At 56.4% G+C, this 19,509-nt stretch carries 19 protein-coding genes and 2 tRNA genes; 15 read left to right on the forward strand and 6 right to left on the reverse strand.

The window, feature by feature from the left end; all coding sequences use genetic code 11:
• Positions 1–65: 65 nt before the first annotated feature.
• The 8 genes from BUB22_RS07105 (at position 66) to BUB22_RS07140 (ending at position 8,109) form a co-directional block, all read left to right on the forward strand.
• On the forward strand, positions 66–1,358 hold the full coding sequence (locus tag BUB22_RS07105) for a hypothetical protein (RefSeq protein ID WP_072807806.1): 1,293 nt from the start codon (positions 66–68) through the stop codon (positions 1,356–1,358).
• A gap of 84 nt (positions 1,359–1,442) precedes the next feature.
• Complete coding sequence (locus BUB22_RS07110) at positions 1,443–1,823, forward strand: hypothetical protein (RefSeq protein ID WP_072808000.1); 381 nt, start codon at positions 1,443–1,445, stop codon at positions 1,821–1,823.
• A gap of 50 nt (positions 1,824–1,873) precedes the next feature.
• Entirely contained in the window at positions 1,874–2,896 is a 1,023-nt protein-coding gene (locus tag BUB22_RS07115; RefSeq protein ID WP_072807807.1) for a rod shape-determining protein, read from the forward strand.
• A gap of 18 nt (positions 2,897–2,914) precedes the next feature.
• Positions 2,915–3,745 (forward strand): rod shape-determining protein MreC, encoded by an 831-nt coding sequence (mreC, locus tag BUB22_RS07120; RefSeq protein ID WP_073114527.1) that lies wholly within the window; start codon positions 2,915–2,917, stop codon positions 3,743–3,745.
• On the forward strand, positions 3,735–4,226 hold the full coding sequence (gene mreD, locus BUB22_RS07125; protein WP_072807809.1) for a rod shape-determining protein MreD: 492 nt from the start codon (positions 3,735–3,737) through the stop codon (positions 4,224–4,226). Before mreC ends, mreD begins: the two co-directional genes overlap by 11 nt.
• Entirely contained in the window at positions 4,219–6,066 is a 1,848-nt protein-coding gene (gene mrdA / locus BUB22_RS07130; protein ID WP_073114528.1) for a penicillin-binding protein 2, read from the forward strand. The genes mreD and mrdA overlap by 8 nt, the downstream gene beginning before the upstream one ends.
• The gene (gene rodA, locus BUB22_RS07135) at positions 6,063–7,316 is read left to right on the forward strand and encodes a rod shape-determining protein RodA (protein ID WP_073114529.1); all 1,254 of its coding nucleotides are present in this window, start codon (positions 6,063–6,065) and stop codon (positions 7,314–7,316) included. Before mrdA ends, rodA begins: the two co-directional genes overlap by 4 nt.
• 106 nt (positions 7,317–7,422) lie before the next feature.
• Entirely contained in the window at positions 7,423–8,109 is a 687-nt protein-coding gene (locus BUB22_RS07140; RefSeq protein WP_254794671.1) for a ComF family protein, read from the forward strand.
• Positions 8,110–8,226: 117 nt separating this feature from the next.
• Here the strand turns inward: BUB22_RS07140 and BUB22_RS07145 are convergent.
• Positions 8,227–8,307, reverse strand: a tRNA-Ser gene (locus BUB22_RS07145).
• Positions 8,308–8,403: 96 nt separating this feature from the next.
• Between BUB22_RS07145 and BUB22_RS07150 the strand changes: the two genes are divergently transcribed.
• A complete protein-coding gene (locus BUB22_RS07150) occupies positions 8,404–9,567 on the forward strand; it encodes an HD domain-containing phosphohydrolase (RefSeq protein WP_073114531.1) in 1,164 nt (387 codons plus the stop codon).
• 214 nt (positions 9,568–9,781) lie between these two features.
• Here BUB22_RS07150 and BUB22_RS07155 read toward each other — a convergent pair.
• Positions 9,782–9,854 (reverse strand) — tRNA-Phe (locus tag BUB22_RS07155).
• Between the two features lie 169 nt (positions 9,855–10,023).
• On the opposite strand from BUB22_RS07155, the gene BUB22_RS07160 reads away from it, so the two are divergent.
• The 5 genes from BUB22_RS07160 (at position 10,024) to BUB22_RS07180 (ending at position 15,063) form a co-directional block, all read left to right on the forward strand.
• Entirely contained in the window at positions 10,024–12,525 is a 2,502-nt protein-coding gene (locus tag BUB22_RS07160; RefSeq protein WP_073114532.1) for a CotH kinase family protein, read from the forward strand.
• A 112-nt stretch (positions 12,526–12,637) separates the two neighbouring features.
• Complete coding sequence (locus BUB22_RS07165; protein WP_073114533.1) at positions 12,638–13,339, forward strand: ubiquinone/menaquinone biosynthesis methyltransferase; 702 nt, start codon at positions 12,638–12,640, stop codon at positions 13,337–13,339.
• The gene (locus BUB22_RS07170; RefSeq protein WP_083535441.1) at positions 13,336–13,962 is read left to right on the forward strand and encodes a UbiX family flavin prenyltransferase; all 627 of its coding nucleotides are present in this window, start codon (positions 13,336–13,338) and stop codon (positions 13,960–13,962) included. Before BUB22_RS07165 ends, BUB22_RS07170 begins: the two co-directional genes overlap by 4 nt.
• Positions 13,956–14,849 (forward strand): UbiA-like polyprenyltransferase, encoded by an 894-nt coding sequence (locus BUB22_RS07175; protein ID WP_073114534.1) that lies wholly within the window; start codon positions 13,956–13,958, stop codon positions 14,847–14,849. Before BUB22_RS07170 ends, BUB22_RS07175 begins: the two co-directional genes overlap by 7 nt.
• Positions 14,836–15,063 carry a hypothetical protein gene (locus tag BUB22_RS07180; RefSeq protein WP_073114535.1) on the forward strand — a complete coding sequence of 76 codons (228 nt, stop codon included), beginning with the start codon at positions 14,836–14,838 and terminating at the stop codon, positions 15,061–15,063. Before BUB22_RS07175 ends, BUB22_RS07180 begins: the two co-directional genes overlap by 14 nt.
• A gap of 1 nt (position 15,064) precedes the next feature.
• Here the strand turns inward: BUB22_RS07180 and BUB22_RS07185 are convergent, their stop codons facing one another.
• From BUB22_RS07185 to BUB22_RS07200, 4 genes are all read right to left on the reverse strand, one after another.
• Positions 15,065–15,967 (reverse strand): biotin--[acetyl-CoA-carboxylase] ligase, encoded by a 903-nt coding sequence (locus BUB22_RS07185; RefSeq protein WP_073114536.1) that lies wholly within the window; start codon positions 15,965–15,967, stop codon positions 15,065–15,067.
• A 45-nt stretch (positions 15,968–16,012) separates the two neighbouring features.
• Positions 16,013–16,468 (reverse strand): hypothetical protein, encoded by a 456-nt coding sequence (locus BUB22_RS07190; protein ID WP_072808005.1) that lies wholly within the window; start codon positions 16,466–16,468, stop codon positions 16,013–16,015.
• A gap of 88 nt (positions 16,469–16,556) precedes the next feature.
• Positions 16,557–17,564, reverse strand: coding sequence for a tRNA (adenosine(37)-N6)-threonylcarbamoyltransferase complex transferase subunit TsaD (gene tsaD / locus BUB22_RS07195; RefSeq protein WP_073114537.1), 1,008 nt, complete (start codon positions 17,562–17,564; stop codon positions 16,557–16,559).
• Complete coding sequence (locus BUB22_RS07200; protein WP_073114538.1) at positions 17,561–18,577, reverse strand: CdaR family protein; 1,017 nt, start codon at positions 18,575–18,577, stop codon at positions 17,561–17,563. The genes tsaD and BUB22_RS07200 overlap by 4 nt, the downstream gene beginning before the upstream one ends.
• A gap of 42 nt (positions 18,578–18,619) precedes the next feature.
• On the opposite strand from BUB22_RS07200, the gene BUB22_RS07205 reads away from it, so the two are divergent.
• Positions 18,620–19,507 carry a cell division protein FtsX gene (locus BUB22_RS07205; protein WP_072807821.1) on the forward strand — a complete coding sequence of 296 codons (888 nt, stop codon included), beginning with the start codon at positions 18,620–18,622 and terminating at the stop codon, positions 19,505–19,507.
• Positions 19,508–19,509 lie beyond the last annotated feature (2 nt).

Here is a 19,509-nt window from a genome sequence, read left to right on the forward strand (position 1 = left end):
TTTCTATTGCGTTTTTCTTTAATTTAATCTAACTTTATAACAGAATTTTTAATAGGAGTCCTCAAATGAAGTTGAGATCAGCAATTGCCGTTGGCGCTGCTTTTGGAATCCTCGGGGTAGGTTCTGCTTTCGCTACCTTCGCTCGCGTCGAATCCATGGGCAAGAACACGACCTACATCATGGATGATGTGAGTATTTTCGACAACCCTGCAAACATCAATCTCTACCCGAACTACTTGATCGGTGAGTTCGGACCTTACACGCAGGATGTCGCTACGGGTACGAACCAGGACCCGATGCACCCGAACTTCGGCGGTATCTTCTCGCTCTCCCTCGGTGACGAGAACAATCCGGATCCGCGTCTTTCCATCGGTGGTCTCTTCGGCCGCATCAACGAGGAACTCGCACGCTACCTGCCGAACCGCGTGATTGCTGAAAATGGCCGCGACATCTCTAACGTTCCCGAAACCGTTACTAACTTCGACGGCTTCCTCGGGTTCACGCTCTCTAACGGCGACGCTCTCGGCTTGCACATCTACATTGCACACCAGGACGGTGGCTACGAGACCCCGAGTGGCATCTACCAGGTCGATGACAATGCATACGCCTCCATCGTGCAGGCTGATGCAGGCTTGAACATGCAGTTCGGTGCGAACATCGACTTCGAGTTCATGTTCGCTCTCGCTCGCATCCAGTTCGGCCCTGACCACAAGAACTTCTTCGATGATGGCGACTTCAGCTTCCTTGCCAAGTCCCGCGCCTTCTTCACCCTCGAGGCAATCGACGGCGAACTGGTACCCGCGGTTTCCGCTAAGTTCATCGAAGCTCCGGGCATCGACAACAAGCGTGCCCAGGTCGGCCTCGGCATCAACGTCGCTCTCGACCGCGGCTTCTTCTGGTTGGGTCTCGACTTCATCTGGGACAAGCTCGAGGCTCATGACTGGAGCATTGACTACACCACTGGCGAGAGGGTCTACAATTCCTACGACAACGACGATCCGGCTTGGGATGAACGTCGCGACATCGGCGGCATGATCAGCTTCGGTATCGAACGCAACATCTGGTGGGACTGGTTCGTGATCCGCGTCGGCGGTCAGAAGTCCATCCTCTACACCGACTGCGACCAGAACGAAAAGAACAAGGGCCGTTCGGGCATCTGCACCGACAGCGGCAACTTCTTCAGCACGAACCCGCTTGCTAACGGCACTGCCGACGACCACGTGGGCTTCGGCTTCGGTATCAACATCGAAGAAAAGCTGAAGATCGACGTGACTGTCGCCGAAGACCTGCTGTTCCGCAACCCGTTCCAGGGCGAAGGCCGCATCTTCTCGAGAATCTCTGCTACCTACTCCTTCTAGTAGGCAAGGACTGGCTATTGAGGAATGCTCTCCAACCGGAGGGCATTTCTTTTTTTTGTTGCGATGATAACTATTTTTCCAACCATGAAATACTTGCTTATTTTGCTTACGGCGATTGTCTTGTTAGGTTGTTCTGAAAGGACGGAACGTATTGAGAATAAATTAAACGCGTATGTCCAGGAAGACCTCAAGTTCATTGTGGCCCAGACCATCCATGCATCGGGTGACCGTAGCGGAATCCTCGATACGCCCTACTACCGCGTGAAGGACTTCAGGCTGTTTGCGGGCGATACGGCCGCCATCTACTCGGCGTATGCCGAGGTGGACTTCTTCATTTATCAGGACATCAATATGCACGAGAAGCGCAAGTACCGCTACGACGCCCATGCGCGCCAGTGGGACCGCTATTACAAGGCGCTCAAATTCGGGCAGGATTCCTTGGACCGCAAGGAAAAGCAGAAATAAAAGTTTTATATTTTCGCTTGTAAGGATTCACCTTTTCAAAGGACCATATTTTGTTCGGACTCTTCTCCTGTGATATCGGTATCGACCTGGGTACGGCGAACACGCTCGTTCACGTGGCAGGCCAGGGCATTGTCATTAACGAACCTACGGTGATTGCCGTGGACAGCAAGAACAATCGCGTGTCGGCGATTGGTTTCGAAGCGAAAAAGATGCTCGGCAGGACCCCGGGCGAGACGCGTGCCGTGCGCCCCATGCGCGATGGCGTGATTGCGGACTTTGAACTGGTCGAAACTCTCCTCCAGACCTTCATTAAGCGCGTGCAGAAGTACCCGCTGTGGATTGTCCGGCCCCGCGTTGTTGTGGGTGTGCCGAGCGGCATTACCGAAGTGGAAACCCGCGCCGTTATCGATGCCGCCAAGCAGGCCGGTGCGAAGGAAGTCCACCTGGTTCACGAACCGATGGCTGCCGCTGTCGGTATGGGCATCCCTGTGGAAGACCCTGTGGGTAACATGATTGTGGATATCGGTGGCGGTACTTCCGATATCGCGGTGATTGCCTTGAACCACACCGTCTGTAGCGCGTCTGTGCGCGTGGGCGGCGACGAGATGGATGAAGCCATTGTTCGTTACCTCCGCACGATGTATAACCTCCACGTGGGCGAAAGCACTGCCGAACAGATCAAGATCCAGATTGGTTCTGCAAGCCCGCTCGAGGAAGAACTGACCATGGAGGTCAAGGGGCACGACTTTATTGCCGGCATGCCGCGCACGATGACGATTTCGAGCACGGAAATCCGCGAGGCCTTGAATGAACCCGTGACTGCGATTATCGAGGCTGTGAAGCAGGCTCTGAGCATTACGCTCGCCGAACTTTCTGCCGACATTTACGACAAGGGTATCATCATGACTGGCGGTGGCTCTCTGCTCCGCGGTTTCGATGAACGTATCCGCAAGGAAACGGGACTCTCGGTGAATGTGATTGACGAAGCGCTCACCTGCGTTTGCAAGGGTGCCGCTCGCATTCTCGAGGACCTCGACAAGTATCGCCCCGTGTTGGTAGCATCTTCCAATTAACGGGGATTCTACTGTTCGATGCTTAGGGCGTTCCGCTTTATAGTTGAACTGTTTACTCAAAGGCATGGCGTTGTCGCTTTTGCCTTTTTCTTGCTTGTTGGCCTCTTGATGCGGCAGGCTCCGCAGACGGTGCGCGAGAACATAATCTCTACGGCGCTCGGTACGGTGTTCTATCCGGCACAGATGGTCGTATCTTCGGTGGGCGCATACCATTCGGTAGTTGAAGAGAACGAACGCCTGAAAGAGGAAAATGCACGCCTGCGTCAGGAAACGTACTACGCGAGCGAGGGCTTGCAGGAACTGACAAGACTGCACACGTTGGTCCGGTTCGATGACAAGTGGGATTACCCGATTGTGACAGCGCGCGTGGTGGGGCATAACCCTGGCAGGTTCCTTACGACGCTCGTGATTAATCGCGGTACGATACAGGGCGTGAAGGAAGATATGCCCGTGTTCTCGATGAACGGGCTCGTGGGCAAGATTACGAAGGCGACAAGCACGCATTCGCGTGTGCAGTTGCTGGTGGACCCGAACCTTAAGTTGTCTGTACTCGAGAAGAAATCGCGCGTGGTGGGGTTCCTTGAATCGGTTGACGGCCACCTGCTTACGGCGATGATTCCTTCGCATGCGGGCGTGGAAGTGGGCGATACGCTCATTACTTCGGGACTTGGCGGGATATTCCCGAAGGGGATTCCCGTGGGTACGGTGAAGGCGGTTCGCAAGTCTGACCTCGATGTGATGCGCCAGATGGATGTGGCTCCGTTCCAGGAGTTCTCGGCGCTCGAGGAAGTGTTCGTGATGGAAAAGGAACCGGAATGGATTATCCAGGAGTTGCTCGATGAACAATAGCTGGAAATGGATTCGCGTTCTTATTTTGTTTGTAATCTGCTTCGTGTTGCAGACGACGGTTGCGGATTGGCTCTCCATTTTTGGAGCAGGGCCCGACTTCGTGCTTATTTTGATTGTGTCGATTGCGATAAAGCATGGGCCTGCGGCCGGTGCGCTGTGGGGATTCCTTGCGGGCTTTACGCAGGACGTTTACGCCCCGGTAGAATGGCTCGGTGCAAATACGATTTCGATGACGGTGCTCGGGTTCTTTGTGGGCCAGCTTGAAGAGCGGTTCCTTACGCTGAACCTGCCCGCGAAGGTGGGCGTGCTCGGTTTCGGGTTCCTCCTTTGCGACATGCTCTATTTCTTCTTGACCGGACTTGAGAAGGACGTGGTCACGAACCTGTTCTTCTCGAAGACATTGCCGGAATGCGCCTATACGATGGTTATCGGGGCCGTTGTGTTCCACTTGTCTGTCGGAAAGAAGAAACGCCATGCTTAGCATGTCGGATAACGACAGCGTCCAGACCAGGAACTGGAACGTGCTGGTGTTCATGGCCGGCGTGGTGATTCTTTTTACCATTCTCCTGGTTCGACTCTTTAGCTTGCAGTATCTCAATTACGACGAGAACTTCCAGCGCTCCGAGAACAACCGCCTGCGCCGTGTTGTGCTTGTGGCGGAACGCGGGTTCATTTACGACCGCAATGGCGAAGTGCTGGTGCGAAACCGCCCCTCTTACCAGATTGCCTTGCAGGCGATGCACCTGCCGCGCAAGGATTCTGCCCGTGCGATTATTTTCAACCGCCTCTTGCAGATTGTGGACAAGAACGGCGAACGCATGTTCGATTCGCTTTCGCTCGATACGGCATTCCAGAGGGCGCACTGGATTAAGAACCGCCCGATTCGCATTCTCGAGGACGCATCGCCCGAGCAGGTGGCGATAATCGAGGAACACTCGAGCGAACTCCCGGGCGTTACGACCCTCATCGAATCGAGACGCGAGTACCCTTACGGGACGCTTGCTTCGCACGTGCTCGGCTACACGAGCGAGATTTCGGAAGAACAGCTGAAGTTGCCCGAGTTTGCGGATTACTCGCAGGGCGACCGTATCGGCCAGAAGGGGCTCGAGCAGCATTACGATAGCGAGTTCCGAGGCAAGAACGGCCTGAAGCTTGTGGAAGTGAACGCGATGGGCCGCGAGGTGGGCCTGGTGCGCGGTGTGGAGAGTGAACCGCCTGTCCCGGGACTGCACCTGGTTTCTACGATTGACCTCAAGTTGCAGAAGGTGGCGGAAGAGGCGATTGCCGACAGCGTGAAGGGTGCGCTCGTGGCGATTGACCCGCGCAATGGCGAGATTCTCGCCATGGTGAGTTCGCCGCGCCTCGACCCGAACATTTTCTCGTTGAAGAAGCGCGAACGCAACAAGGGCTGGGCACAAGTGGCGCTCGATTCCATGCGCCCGCTCACGAACCGTGCGATTTCGGGAACGTACCCCCCTGCATCGGTGTTCAAGCTTGTGACCGCCGGCGCGGGGCTCGAGAGCGGAATACTTTCGGAGACGAAGTATTACCCGAAATCCTGTACGGGTGGCTACCAGTTCGGTTCGCGTTACCAGAAGTGCTGGGGCGTGCACGGCAACCTGAACGTGGTGCATGCATTGAGGCTTTCGTGTGACGTGTTCTTCTACCAGGCGGGTCTCGATATCGACATGGCCCGCATCAACGAGTTCGGGCGCCGTTTCGGCTACGGCGAGCAACCGCTCGGCATTGACATTCCGGGCGAGAAGAGCGGCTGGCTCCCGGATTCGGTGTCGTTTAACGAAAGGAACAAGAGGCTCGGTTGGCGATGGGCGCGCGGACTTATCCTGAACCTCTCGATTGGGCAGGGGCAATTGGTTACCCCGCTGCAGCAGGCGACGTTCATCGGCTCGCTTGCGACGAACAAGGGTGTTTACCGCCCGCACCTCATGAAGGAACTGCGCGACTACAAGGGCAACGTGGTGAAGGAATTCGAACCCGAGATAGTGCGGCCCGGGAAGATGAAGCCGGAGACGCACAGGATTCTCCTTGCGGCGATGGATTCCGTGGTGAACCATCCGGGCGGCACGGGCAAGCGCGGCGCGCTCCCGGGTATCCGGGTGGGCGCGAAGACGGGTTCCGGCGAATGGAAGAAGGGCGAGAAGACTCACGCCTGGTATGCGGCTGTGGCCCCGCTCTATGACCCGCAAATCGCGGTCGCCGTGATTCTCGAGGCGGCAGGCGGTGGCGGCGCGAAGGCGGCCCCGATTGCGCGCAAGGTGATGATGGCGTATTTCGGGCTTGAAGAGGAGGCGAAGAAATGAAACTGAACCATTTCCTCGACAATACCAGGAGAGTGGATTGGCTGTTCCTCGGCATAACGCTTGCCCTCATGACGTGTGGCGTCTGCCTGGTGTATTCGGCGACGGCGAGCGATAACCTGCCTTTTTACGAGACTCTCTGGTTCAAGCAGATTCTCTACTTTGCTGGCGGGTGCGTCTTGGCCGCGGGTATCGTGTTCCTGAAGATTGACTGGCTGAAAAGGGCGACGGTCCCCCTGTATATTTTGTCCCTGGTGTTTCTCTTCGTGGTGCTGTTCGTGGCGGGTGACGTGGTGAAGGGCGCGGGCCGTTGGATTGACCTCGGGCTATTCAAGCTGCAGCCTTCCGAATTCGCGAAGATTGCCTACCTGCTCACGATATCGTACTGGCTTTCGCGCCACCCGGTGAGCCTCTACAAGATCAAGACTTTCGTGGTGCCCTTCCTGCTGTTCATTGTGCCCTTTGCGCTCGTGCTTAAGCAGCCCGACCTGAGTACGGCCCTCGTGTTCATCGCGGTTACCTATGTGGCATTCTTCTTTGCGGGCCTTACGCTTACCGACATGTTCCTGCTGGCAAGCCCGGTGCTTTCGGTGCTGTTCTCGCATTCCCAGGACATAGTATTCCAGGTGCTGTGGGGCCTCCTGATTTGCGCGGTGGTGTTCGCGCTGGTACGCCGCAGGCTCCCGAAGGTGCTGACGGTGCTTTTCCTTGCGGCGAACATCCTTGCGGGTTATGCGAGCTCGATGGCGTGGAATATGCTGGAACCTCACCAGCAGAAGCGCGTACACACGTTCCTTGACCCGACGAGCGACCCGAAGGGTGACGGTTACCAGGTGCTGCAGTCGCTTACCGCGATTGGTTCGGGCGGCCTTACGGGCAAGGGCTTTGGTCAGGGCACGCAGACAAACCTCGCGTTCTTGCCCGAAGAACACACCGACTTCATTTTCAGCGTGCTCGGGGAACAGTTCGGCTTTGCGGGCTGCCTGTTCATACTTTCGCTCTACACGTTGTTCCTGTGGCGGGCGAGTTCCACGTGCAAGCTGTTCGCGGACCCCTTCATTACGCTCATTACCATGGGGGCCTGTACCATATTCCTGTTCCACATGATAGTGAACATCGCGATGACTATCGGGCTCATGCCCGTGACGGGGCTTCCGCTCCCGTTCCTTTCGTACGGCGGGTCGTTCGCCCTTACCTGCATGGTGCTTGTGGGCGGAATCCTCTGCATGCGATTCCAGGGCTGGCGTCAGTAAAAAAAACAGGCGTTTTGGCTCATTTTCCGTTTGAAACCGTTTATAGGTATAGGAGGGCGGTTTCATTATGGAAATTATCCGTCGTTGTACAAACTTTCTTTTTGGTATGGAGTGCCTGGGCTGCGGCCGGGCATCCGAACAGCTGGACCCCTGGCTGTGTTCTGCCTGCAGGGAAGAACTTGCCCGCGAGGCGCTGGCATATTCGTTCCCTTCGCCCGATGCCATGTGCATGTTCCCCGTGCGTCCGCTTACGCGCAGGCTCGTGCATGCGCTCAAGTACAGGGGGCTTCCGGGAATGGCGTCGTACCTGGTAAGGCGATCTACCGCGGTGAAGGGGGGCGAAATTGCGCAGAGCATGGCGTTGCTTGCAAGGCCGTTCTACTTTGTGCCTGTCCCCCTGCACAGTTCGAGGTTCAGGGAACGCGGCTACAACCAGGCGCAGAAGATTGCATCGGCGCTCGCCACCTGCACCGGGGGTCGTGTTTGCAACTGGCTTTCACGTACGAACTTCAGGGTGTCGCAGACCAAGCTTTCGCGCGAGGAGCGTGGCTATAATGTGGCGGGCGCGTTCGAGCCGAAACTGCCGAGGAATATGCCTTCGCGGGGGACTATCTTTGTGGTGGACGACGTGTACACGACCGGGGCGACTACGGGGGCGTGCGTGCATGCCCTGCGCCGCGGGACGGAGCTCGATACGAAGGTGTGCACGCTCCTTTACGACGAGCCCGTATCTGCGACGATGGACTTCGTGGCGGACTGCCGGATGGAATGGGATGGCAATTATGGCGATTGAGTTACTAGTTCCGTGTTCCAAATAAAAAAAAGCGGGCTTCGATATGCTTCTCGAAACCCGCAATTCGAATAACTAGTAACTATTGACTAATAACTGGCACCGAAGGTGCCGAGGTAGCGGAGGAAGAGGGACTCGAACCCCCAAGCCTTACGGCGGCGGTTTTCAAGACCGCTGACTTACCAATTAGCCTATTCCTCCGGATTCAACGCCAACAATAAAAAACTCACGCCATTTCGTCAATGGAATTTGGGCGATTGTCTTTGGCGGGAATGAATATTAATTAAATTTTTCAATATGGAGACAATTGCAGAAAATACTGTGGTGGAGAACAAGCGGGTCCTTGACCTCCTGTTTTCCTACATGCCGAAAATCGCCGCGGAAAGGAAGATGGACAACCTGCTAGTGCTTATGGCCGACATGGGTCGTTCCCTTGTCCAGGCGGACCGCTGCTCCCTGTGGCTTACCGACGAGGAGCACGGGGAACTGTGGACGAAGGTCGCTCATGGGGTGAGCGAGCTTCGCATTCCGATTGCGGCTGGTTTTGTGGGCTGGTCTGTGAAGAACGGCCAGCCGTTGCTGATTCCCGATGCCTACCTTGACCCGAGGTTCGACCATCGCAGCGACGAGAAGACCCACTACCGCACGACGTCCGTGATGACGGTGCCCCTGTTCGATTCGCAGGGAAAGGTGATGGGGGTTTTCCAGGCGATAAACAAGCAGGGCGAGGAGAAGGTGTTTTCGAACCAGGACCTGGAACGCCTCTCGCTTACTGCCGTGTATTCTGCAAAGACTGTGGAATCCGCCCGACTGACCTCGGAGGTCGAAGACTCCAAGGATGAACTCGAGGCGACGCAGGAAGAACTGATCCACATCCTGGGCGACGTTTCCGAATCCAGGAGCCGCGAGACGGGTGACCATATCCAGCGCGTGGCCGAAATTTCTTACAAGCTGGCGCAGTACTACGGGCTCAGCGAAGAGGAGGCGCAGCGCATTCGCCTTGCCGCCCCGATGCACGACCTGGGGAAGGTCGCCATTCCCGATGCCATCCTGAACAAGCCGGGCAGGTTCACCGACGAGGAATACGAGGTGATGAAGTCCCACGCCATCAAGGGCGAGGAAACCCTCATGAAGTCGAAGCGCGACCTGTTGCGCTTTGCCGCGACGCTTGCGGGCTCGCACCACGAGCGCTGGGACGGCAAGGGCTACCCGCGTGGACTCAAGGGCGAGGAAATCCCGCTGGCTGGCCGTATCTGCGCCGTGGCCGACGTTCTGGATGCCCTCTCGAGCCCGCGCTGCTACAAGCCCGCGTGGCCCGAGGAGAAGGTCAAGGAAGAATTCATCAAGCAGCGCGGAGCGCAGTTCCAGCCGGAACTCATCGACGTGCTTGTGGAGCACTGGGACGATGTTTTCGAGTGCTTCAGGCAGGCGCGCGCGAAGTTCGAGGCTGCGGCAGTATAAGACCGCTCGCGCTAGATTCTAGTGCAGCGTCTCCGGTTTGCGCTCGCTTTCGCCTTCGACGACTCGTTAGGACAAGTCGCCTCCGGCTCACGAAGACCGTTCGCGTTTATATTGCAAAAAATTTACGGGACCCGGGATAATGGGCCCCGTTTTTTTGTTTTTCGGTGTTTTTTGCAAAAAAAGAAAACCCCCGACTTTGGGTCGGGGGCCTTCGTGGTTCCGATTGGAGTTGAACCAACGACACGCGGATTTTCAGTCCACTGCTCTACCAACTGAGCTACAGAACCATTTGGTAAGCCAAAGATAGAAGAAAACGTGATATTTGTCAAGGGTAAATAGAATATTACCGAAAAAATTTTGATTTTCTAGAATATTCTTCTAAATTTAGGGTAGGATGTTCGATTGGTTGTGCGCGGCGCTTTGCTCCGTGGGGCTTAACATTTTATAGGCTTGAATATGCGAAAGAAATTTCAGATTAGGAACCTCCTTGCAGTCGGGACACTTTGCCTTGGGCTCTATGCCTGTTCCTCCGATGAAGGTAGCGACAGCCCGGTTGTTCCTCCGTTATCGGGTGACGATCCCTCTTCTAGCGATTCCCAGCCGGGTTCGGATAAACCGGGTTCCTCGTCTGCGATTGAAATCGACTCCGTTCGCAAGATTGTTAATGGCGATACAATCTTTGACACGATTCATGTCGTTGTGCCCAAGGATACGACGCCCCACTGGGTGGGCAACTCTGCACTCCGCATTACTGAAATTTCCCCGCTGAATCTTTCGTGGCTGGATGAATCCGGCGAAGACCCCGCATGGGTGGAAATCTACAACGCGGGCGATGTCGCTGCGAACCTGAAGGGCTATGCGCTTGTCGAAAGCCTCGAGAAGCCCCGCAAGTGGGTTTTCGGCGACGAACTTATCGCTGCGAAGTCCTTCCGCATCGTGTTCTGCGACAAGAAGAATATTACCGAAGTCAAGGGCGCAGATAACGGCGACATGCACGTCCGTACCCACACCAGCTGGAAGATGGACAAGGCCGGCGGAACGGTTTACCTGATCGATGCCGCCTACGGCATCCGCGATTCCGTTGCATTCCCCGAAATCACGAAGGGTGACCTGAGCTGGGGTATTACCGACGGTGGCATCTGGAAGTATTTCGACAAGCCGACTCCCGAAAAGCCCAATACCGGCTCGACCGCTTATGACGCGCTTGCTCCGGAACTCGACCTGAGCCAGATCAAGGGCGGTTTCTACAATGATCCGGTAACAATCAATCCGCCTTCCCTGCCGAGTGGCGTGAAGTTGCGCTGCACCGAGGACGGCTCCGCTCCGGGGGCGAACTCCCAGGAATTCAATTCTGCAAAGACGTTTGACAAGAACACGACGCTCCGTTGCGCCGTCTTCAAGGATGGCTCGCTCAGTACGCAGGTGGTCACGAAGACGTTCTTTGTGGGCGAACAGGTGAACATGCCTGTGGTGGCGGTGAGCGTGAATCCGGATTTCTTCAACAAGCATTACATTCAGCCGGAACCTGGCCACACGAACGCAAGCAGCCCGGAAGCGGCTCCATCCGGCCTGTACGAGGATGTCGAATTCCCTGTGCATGTGGAATACTTCCCCAACGGCAGTTCCTCGGACAAGTCCGCATGGGATATCGAAGCGGGAATTTCCATGATGGGTAACTACAGCCGTCTGGAACGCAAGAAGTCCGTCGCTATCGTGATGAGGGAAGAATACCAGAATGGCTGGCTGCATTACTCTCTGTTCGATACCCGCAAGAGCGAAAACGACAAGTACAAGGGATTCAACCTCCGCAACAATGGTAACCGTTTTGTGAGCGACTACTTTGCCGATGCCCTGGGTGGTGCAATCCTTGAAGGCAGCGGTGTCGATTACCAGCGCAGCCGCCAAGTGGTGGTGTTCTACAACGGCAAGTACTTCGGCATCCATGACATGCGCGAACGTTTCAACAAGAACTATGTCGAATCGAACTACGGCATCGAGGCTTCTACCGTGACGATGGTCAAGCACCTTACCGAGACGGTTACGGCAAGCAATGGTACGCCCGACGAGTACATCTCCATGCTTGAACTTGCCGCGGACAACGATTTCAGTGGCGACAACAATGCATCCTATGCACAGCTCAAGACGATGATGGATGTCGGCAACTTTGCAGATTACATGGCTGCCGAGATGTATATCCATAACGGTGACTGGCCGAACAACAACGTGCGTGCCTGGCGCAGCCCGGATAACATGTGGAAGTTCATGGTTTACGACCTTGACCACGGATTCAACTGGGATTGGAACGTGCAGGGCTTTGGCCAGAGTACGAACATGTTTGACTGGGTCAAGCAGGGTGGCCGTAGCAGTGGCAAGTGCTATACGAGCAACGACAAGGCCTTCACGGGCGACAAGAGACACTGCTTCCACGTGTTCTACGTACGCCTCATCAAGAATCCCGACTTCAAGCGCCTGTTCCTCAACCATGCTGCCGTCATGTTGCAGAATTACCTGAACGCCGATGTCATCGAGAAGGTCCGTGCGAAGATGGCGGGCTCGATTGATGAAACCGAAGCGGAAAGGGATTTGGCGGCAAATGGCCAGAAGGAGCGCGGCTACGGTTCGTTCACCGTATCGAATTCGAGCATAACGGAATGGGCCCGCCAGCGCGACAGCGATATGCTGCAGCAGTACAAGAGCGAGTTTGGCCTGGGCGAAATGGTCAATATGACGATTTCGTCGAACGGGAATGGTTCCGTGCTGATGGAAGGCATGAAGCTCCCGGGTAGCACCGCAACTTCTACCAAGTACACGGGCAAGTTCTTTAGCGGAAACCAGATGGAGGTGACAGCTGTGCCTTCGAATGGAGCCGTGTTTACCGGATGGTCTGACGGTTCTACCGACAACCCGCACCTCGTGAACATCACGGAAGGTTCGACGATTACGGCGAACTTCAAGTAAGTTTCACTTGACGGTGGATTTGCGCGGGCTTTTAAGTCCGCGTTTTTGTTTATCGTGCGAATGTTTGTCACGGGTACGTGAATGCCCGCGGGATATTTCTAGATTTGTGCGCATGAATAGCCCCGTGCGAAAGATGTTCGACGGTATCGCGAACCGCTACGACTTTTTGAACCACTTCTTGAGTTGTGGCCAGGATATCCTGTGGCGTCGCGCATGTTGCCGCGAGATTCGGCGGATGCACCCCGGAAAGCGCCTGCTTGACTTGTGTGGCGGCACGGGCGATTTTGCGGTTACGTACGAGAAGTTTAACGGCGTGCAGGACGTCGCTATTCTGGGCGACTTTTCTTATGGCATGCTGAAGGGCGCCGCGGGCAAGAAGACAGCGGCTGTTCCCGTGCAGCTCGATGCGATGAAGATGCCGTTTGCGGATGGTGCGTTCGACGTGATTCTGAACGGGTTCGGGATGCGCAACCTGCCCGATGCGGAGGGCGGCTTGAAGGAATCCGCGCGCGTGCTCACGGATGGCGGCTACCTGCAGGTGCTTGAATTTTTCTCCCCGCGGAACGTGTTCAACAAGTTCTTCTACAAGGTGCTCGCCCCGCTGTTTATCCCGGTGCTGGGAGCTTTTTTCAGCAAGCGCGATGCGTATGAATATCTGGTGAATTCCATATTGCGTTTTTTGCCGGTGGCGGACTTTGTGGCGCTCGCCGAAAGGAACGGGTTCGAGCTTGTGCACGTGAAGCCCTGCTTTTTCGGGGTGGCGTACCGTGTGCTTCTGCGCCGGAAGTCTATGCCGGCGGGAGGTGATGCGTGAGCCGCTATATCCTCGGAGTGACGGGGGCCAGCGGGGCGATATATGCTATCCGCACGGCGATGCACCTGAAGCGCCTCGGGCATGAGGTTTCGCTTGTGGTGACGGCGCCTGGCCGCGATGTTGTAAAGTTCGAAGGTCAGCAGGCGCTTTTCGACTATGCGGACCGCACTTTCGATGTCGATGATTTTTTTGCGGAATGCGCGAGCGGGTCTGCCGACTATGCGGGCATGGCTGTGGTGCCCTGCTCCATGGGCACGCTCGGACGCATCGCTGCAGGGACCTCGGACAACCTGCTGGTACGCAGTGCGGACGTATGCCTCAAGGAGCGTCGCCCGCTGGTGATTGTCCCGCGCGAGATGCCCTACAACCTCATCCACATCGAGAACATGGAACGCGTGACCCGCGCGGGTGCGATTGTTGTGCCCGCCTCGCCGCAGTTCTACAGCAGGCCCGCAAGTATCGAGGAACTCGTAGATACCGTTGTCGCGAAAATCCTGAAACATCTGGGTGCGGCGTTGGCGGAAGACTGCGCCGAGATTGTGAAACCATGGAATAGTTCCGCCAGTCAGAAATTGCCCGCGGATGGCGGGTCGCAAAATGCGCTCGGGGGCCCTATATGCTGAAGAAGATATTAGAATTCGGGCACATGGTGCGCTTTAGCCACTCGCTTTTTGCGATGCCCTTCGCGCTCGGCTCCATGTGGGTGGCGGCGAACGGGTTCCGCGACATGACCGCTGCCGAGACTGCACGCATCGTGCTCCTGATTGTCGGTTGCATGGTGACCGCCCGCAACAGCGCGATGAGCTTCAACCGCATTGCCGACGCCGATATCGATGCGAAGAATCCGCGCACGGCGAAGCGCCACCTGCCTGCGGGCCGCCTTTCGAAAAAATCGGTAATTGCGTTCCTTGCCATAAACGGCGTGCTGTTCGTGACGTTCGCGTTCCTGCTGCAGCCCCTCGCGGGAATGCTTGCGCTCCCTGTATGGTTGCTCCTGCTTTCTTATTCCTACTGGAAGCGTTTCAGCTGGCTATGCCACTGGTTCTTGGGGTTTGCGATAGGGATGAGCCCGCTCGGCGCCTGGATTGCCATTCGGGGCGAGTTTGCGGTGTTCCCGATATTCTTGCTCGTGATTCTCATGCTCTGGATGGGCGGTTTCGACATCATCTATGCCACGCAGGACGAAGAGATTGACCGCGCGATGGGACTGCATTCCGTGCCCGCGCGTTTTGGCCGCAAGCGCGCCCTGCAAATTGCCTTCTGGAGCCACATTGCGATGCTCGCACTCTGCGTAGCCTTCGGGTTCGTGTGGAACATGGGAATTCCTTGGTGGGTGGTGACGGGGCTTATGGCTGCCGCCGTCCTGTATATTCATTTGTTCAGAAAATCCGATGACCTCGATGCCATGAACCGCGACTTCTTTTTGGCGAATGTCGCGATAAGCGTGCTCGTGATGGCGGGGCTCATCGTGTGGATTTGCATGGGAGGGGACGTCAATGCCCTTTATTAAGAAGACGGACGGAAAGTTCACGACCGAAGACAAGATCAAGATGTTCCAGCAGATGGGTACCGTGGGCGCAGTGATTGCCGTCGTGTTCGTGATTCTTATAGAGTCGGGCGTTGCGGGCGACAAGACTCCGCTTGCCGAGATGGGGCTCACTGCGATGATCGTGGTGCTTGCCGTTTCGCTCATCGGGAGTATGTACTTTAAGCGGAAACTGTAGGCTAGATTTCCAGGTCTGCGGAATAAACGGTTTCCATAGTCCCGTCGTCGCATTCGAATAGCAGGCTGCCATCGGCGTTCATGTCGATGATGCGGCCTGTTTTCTTTATGGCGCCTGTGCCGCTGTCGCGGTTTTCATCGGTGCAACGGTTGTTCACGACGACGGTCCCGCGGGCGCCTATAAACTGGTCCATCTTGCGCCAGGCGGCGACCCACGGCGATATCCCGAAGGCGCGGAACTGCCCGATGGCGCGTTCCAGGCTTGCGATAAGCGACTGCAGCAGTTTTTCACGGTTGACGCTTTGCCCGCAGATATCCCTGAGGGTGGTGACGGCCCTGCCCAGGTGCGCGTAGTCCGCGGGGTCGCTGTTCACGTTGATGCCTACCCCCATGCTGATGGCGGGAGCAGGCGGAATGTTAGTGGAGATCCCCGCCTTCGCGGGGATGACAGTTCTTTTTATATAAACTAATTCAGCAAGTATCCCGCAGAACTTGTGCTTGCCGCACAGGATGTCGTTCGGCCACTTGACCGAAACTTTCCCGATGGACGCGTTGCCAAGCCCCTGCGCGTTGGAACTTTCTTGCAGGTCGCGGAATACTTCGGCGAATGTGAGCGATGCAACCTGCGTGATTTGCGGGGCCGAAGCAAGCGGAATACCTTCCAGCGGGATGAGGATATTGAAGTAAAGGTTCTTGCCGGCGGGGGAGGCCCATGTGCGTTCGTGACGCCCGCGGCCGGCTGTCTGCGTGTCGGCGACAATGAGCGTGCCGGGAACGATTTCACCCGCGGAGGCGCGTGCCTTCATCAGGCTATGCGTGCTTTCCAGGGTATCGAAGAGGAATGCGGGTGCGTCGCCAAATCCGCACAGGTGCCACTCATTAAAATTACGTTCGCGAGAAAACATATTCAAGTGAAGATCCCCGGATAAGCCGGGAATGACGAATCGGGCCTATTCTTCGTCTTCCTTCTGCTCCTGCAGTTCCTTGAGGGCTTCTTCGGGGAAGATTGTGAAGAATTCACGTTTGCGGTCTTCGAAGAGCTGCAGCATGCGTTCCTGTTCGAACTGCTCGCGGTCGATGTTCTGCATAAAGAACTCGTCGCGTGCAAAATCGCGGGTCGTCATCATCTTCTTCAGGTCATCGGAGATTTCCATGCGGTCCCACAGGATGTAGTAGGATTGCACGTCCAGGCTACCGAAGATGTCGACGTTCAGGTGTATGGAATTTGCCTTACTGGAATCGACGAGTTCGACCTTTGTTTCGCGCTTTTCGGGACGGAAAATCTGTGCGTCGCTCACGCCTTTCGAGAGATCCTGGGGAGGCTCTTCGGCAAATGCGCCAAGTGCGAGTGCACACAGGGTGGCACCGGCAAATGCGAACGTCTTATGTAGTTTCCCGAAAATCATATCCACAATATAACATCATTTAGGATAAAAGAAAAGTTATTTCTGCGCGCCTGTGATAAAAATCGCATTTTCCGCCGGCACTAGGGGGCTAGAGTGCGAGCGGCATCCAGGGCTTTACCACGTCGATGGACTTGAGGAGCCCTTGCTTGTTGCGCCTGATGGCTGCTGCGGCAATCATCGCCCCGTTGTCGGTGCTGAGGCTCCTGTCCGGGATGCAGAACCGGATTCCGTGTCTGCCGCAGTAGTCCTGCAGGCGGTTGCGCAGCCATGCGTTCGCGCTTACCCCGCCACCGACGACGAGCGTCTTCATGCGGGTCTTCTTGAGCGCGTTGATTGTTTTTTCCACAAGGCTCCCGACGATTGCATCTTCCAGCGAGGCACAGATGTCGCCCAGGTTTTTCTGGATATATTCCGTGTCGTGCGTCTCGGTGTAGCGCAGCACTGCGGTCTTGAGCCCGCTGAACGAAAATTCGCAGTTGTCGTGCGAGTGGAGCGCCCTCGGGAATTCGACGAACTTGCGGTTGCCGTTTTGGCCGAGCCTGCTGATGGTTGCCCCTGCGGGGTACTTGAGGCCGAGCAGTTTGCCGCACTTGTCGAACGCTTCGCCTGCGGCGTCGTCGCGGGTGCGTCCGATGCTCGTGTACTTGAATCCGGGTTCTTCCATCACGAGTTCCGTGTGCCCGCCCGATACGGTGAGCGTGAGGAACGGCGGCTCGATATCCGGGTTGCTGAGCCATGCGGCTGCGAGATGGCCCTCGAGGTGGTTGATGCCGTATGCCGGGATGTTTAGGTCGCGGGCGAGGCCCCTTGCGAAACTCGCCCCTACAAGTAGCGGGCCCATGAGCCCGGGGCCTGTGGTGTAGGCAATCGCGTCGATATCCTTGAGAGCGATGCCAGCTTCCTTGACGGCGGCCTCCGCGATGGGGGCGATCTTCTGCAGGTGGGCGCGTGCTGCGATTTCGGGAACGACACCGCCGTACAGGGCGTGCTCGTCTATCTGGCTGTAGAGCGGGTTGGAAATTACCTTGAGGGGGTCGTCCTGCAGTACTGCGCAGGCGGTCTCGTCACAACTGGATTCAATTCCGAGCCAAATCATTCAAGTTTCTCCTCGGCATCCTCGTCCAGCGAATCGGCGGGTGCGGCGAGTTTCTTGATATCTTGCAGCGACACCTTGTCGGGCGAGAGCTGTATGGCCTTGATGGACATCTCGCGGTTCACGCCCGAGGGGAGCGTGAGCTTTACGGTGGGCGTGAGGCTGTCGACATCTTCGATCTGGAAGCGGTTGAATTCCACGAACAGTTCGATGCTCGTGTTGCTGATGGAATCGAGCGTGCCTTCGCCGCCGGTTATTTCGACGGATACGTTGGGCGGGTTAAGCCTGTACGTTTCACGGTCGAACATGCCGATAAGCTGCACCGGGATATCGCGATAGAACTTCTTGCCGATTTTCTGGATGTTGACCGAAATGCTCGTGAGCGAGTCGCCCGGAGATACGTGTGCGGGGAACTGCTTGAAATCGAGCGGGATAGAGTACGTCGTGTCATGAACGAGCCCGCTGAACGATACGGAGTCTGTCGGGATTTCGATGATGCGCGTGATGACGTTCCTTGCGCCGGAAACCGTGATGAAGTCCGGTTCCAGCTTGGGCTCGTCGGTAAGCAGGTAGCCCGTTGCCGCATCGAAGGTGACCATGGAGCGCACGGGCACGTTGCGTTCGATTCGCGTGTCGAGGTCTAGGTCTATGAACAGGAGCTGGTTGTCGGGTTCAATGAACTTGATGTTTGAAAAGTTTGGTGCCGAGAAGTTCTTTTCGCCGATAGGCTTGCGGGTGGCGCCGAGTTCAGCATCCTGGAGGTCCACGATGATGGCCGCTGCGGTCGTATCGCCCTGCATGACCTTGGAACGCAGGCGCATGAGGTCGAACGGAGCGCCTTCCAGGGTGATGCGCATGGTGTGCGGCGGTTTCGAGGCGATGGCGAGCATTTCCGGGAGTTTCACGAGGCGCACGGGGATATCCAGCTCAACCTTGAACGTGTTGAGCGACACGACGTAAAGCCATAGTGCAATCCCGAAGATGAACGCTGTAATCTTTAATGCGATATGTTTCATAGATGCCCCGTGAAGCATTGAAAATTTAGTTATATTCAACGCGTGTTCGGACAACTCGGGTACCTAATATCGGAATCTTTTCGTGGATGGAAGCAGCATCGCACGGTCATATTGCCGTCGCTTCTCACGATTTTCCTGTGCTCGCTCCTTCTCGCGGCATCGCTCACGGTGCTTGGGGGCGTTTTTCGCGTGCTTTCTGCCGAAAGTTCTCTCTATACGGTCGAGGCTTTCCTGCCCGAGACGGTGAGCGAGGATTCCGTACAGGCGGTAAGGCAGAGACTTGAACATTTCAGGGGCGTGGAACGCGTCGAGTACGTGAGCGCTGATTCCGCGCTGGCCGATTTCCGCAGGCATTTTTCGGGCGAGATGCTCGACCTTGTGGACGAGAACCCCATACCGCCGTTTTTCCGCGTGTCTCTTGTGCCGGGAAACCAGAATCCGGCAGACCTTACGGAATTCATTGCAGCCCTCTCGCGCCTGGAATACTTCGAGGAGGTGCAGGCCCCGGTGGACTGGGCGACCCGCGTTTCGGAATGGAAGTTCCGTATGGTGTTCTGGCCTGTTTGTCTGAGCCTCCTTTTGCTGGTGACGCTCTCGCTTATTATCTGCAACTCGGTGCGGCTCTCGCTCCTGTCGCGCAAGCTCCTGGTCGAGAACATGAAGTACGCCGGCGGAAGCCCGTTCTTTATCGAGTTCCCGTTCGTGCTCGAGGGCATGATGCAGGGGCTTGTCGGTAGCGGCTTTGCCGTATCGATCCTTCTTGTGATTGTTGAATCTATCGGCAGGGCGATTCCCCTTGTTGGCGAAAACATTGGCGGGCTCTGGGCGCTCCTTGGACTTGTGGTTTGCCTGGTCACGCTCGTTTCCGCATACTTCAGTTACCGCACCGTCCAGGAATTCCTGCTTGCGAAACGGAGCGAACGGGAATAAGC

This window comes from Fibrobacter sp. UWCM, from assembly GCF_900129735.1.
Classification (GTDB): Bacteria; Fibrobacterota; Fibrobacteria; order Fibrobacterales; family Fibrobacteraceae; genus Fibrobacter.

Excerpts from the sequence above, each read along its gene's own strand:
- mrdA (WP_073114528.1), top strand. The coding sequence starts at position 4,219 with ATGCTTAGCATGTCGGATAACGACAGCGTCCAGACCAGGAACTGGAAC.
- BUB22_RS07105 (WP_072807806.1), top strand. The coding sequence starts at position 66 with ATGAAGTTGAGATCAGCAATTGCCGTTGGCGCTGCTTTTGGAATCCTC.
- BUB22_RS07160 (WP_073114532.1), top strand. The coding sequence starts at position 10,024 with ATGCGAAAGAAATTTCAGATTAGGAACCTCCTTGCAGTCGGGACACTT.
- BUB22_RS07175 (WP_073114534.1), top strand. The coding sequence starts at position 13,956 with ATGCTGAAGAAGATATTAGAATTCGGGCACATGGTGCGCTTTAGCCAC.
- BUB22_RS07110 (WP_072808000.1), top strand. The coding sequence starts at position 1,443 with ATGAAATACTTGCTTATTTTGCTTACGGCGATTGTCTTGTTAGGTTGT.
- tsaD (WP_073114537.1), bottom strand. The coding sequence starts at position 17,564 with ATGATTTGGCTCGGAATTGAATCCAGTTGTGACGAGACCGCCTGCGCA.
- BUB22_RS07185 (WP_073114536.1), bottom strand. The coding sequence starts at position 15,967 with ATGTTTTCTCGCGAACGTAATTTTAATGAGTGGCACCTGTGCGGATTT.
- rodA (WP_073114529.1), top strand. The coding sequence starts at position 6,063 with ATGAAACTGAACCATTTCCTCGACAATACCAGGAGAGTGGATTGGCTG.
- BUB22_RS07190 (WP_072808005.1), bottom strand. The coding sequence starts at position 16,468 with ATGATTTTCGGGAAACTACATAAGACGTTCGCATTTGCCGGTGCCACC.
- BUB22_RS07200 (WP_073114538.1), bottom strand. The coding sequence starts at position 18,577 with ATGAAACATATCGCATTAAAGATTACAGCGTTCATCTTCGGGATTGCA.
- BUB22_RS07165 (WP_073114533.1), top strand. The coding sequence starts at position 12,638 with ATGAATAGCCCCGTGCGAAAGATGTTCGACGGTATCGCGAACCGCTAC.
- mreC (WP_073114527.1), top strand. The coding sequence starts at position 2,915 with ATGCTTAGGGCGTTCCGCTTTATAGTTGAACTGTTTACTCAAAGGCAT.
- BUB22_RS07180 (WP_073114535.1), top strand. The coding sequence starts at position 14,836 with ATGCCCTTTATTAAGAAGACGGACGGAAAGTTCACGACCGAAGACAAG.
- mreD (WP_072807809.1), top strand. The coding sequence starts at position 3,735 with ATGAACAATAGCTGGAAATGGATTCGCGTTCTTATTTTGTTTGTAATC.
- BUB22_RS07140 (WP_254794671.1), top strand. The coding sequence starts at position 7,423 with ATGGAGTGCCTGGGCTGCGGCCGGGCATCCGAACAGCTGGACCCCTGG.
- BUB22_RS07150 (WP_073114531.1), top strand. The coding sequence starts at position 8,404 with ATGGAGACAATTGCAGAAAATACTGTGGTGGAGAACAAGCGGGTCCTT.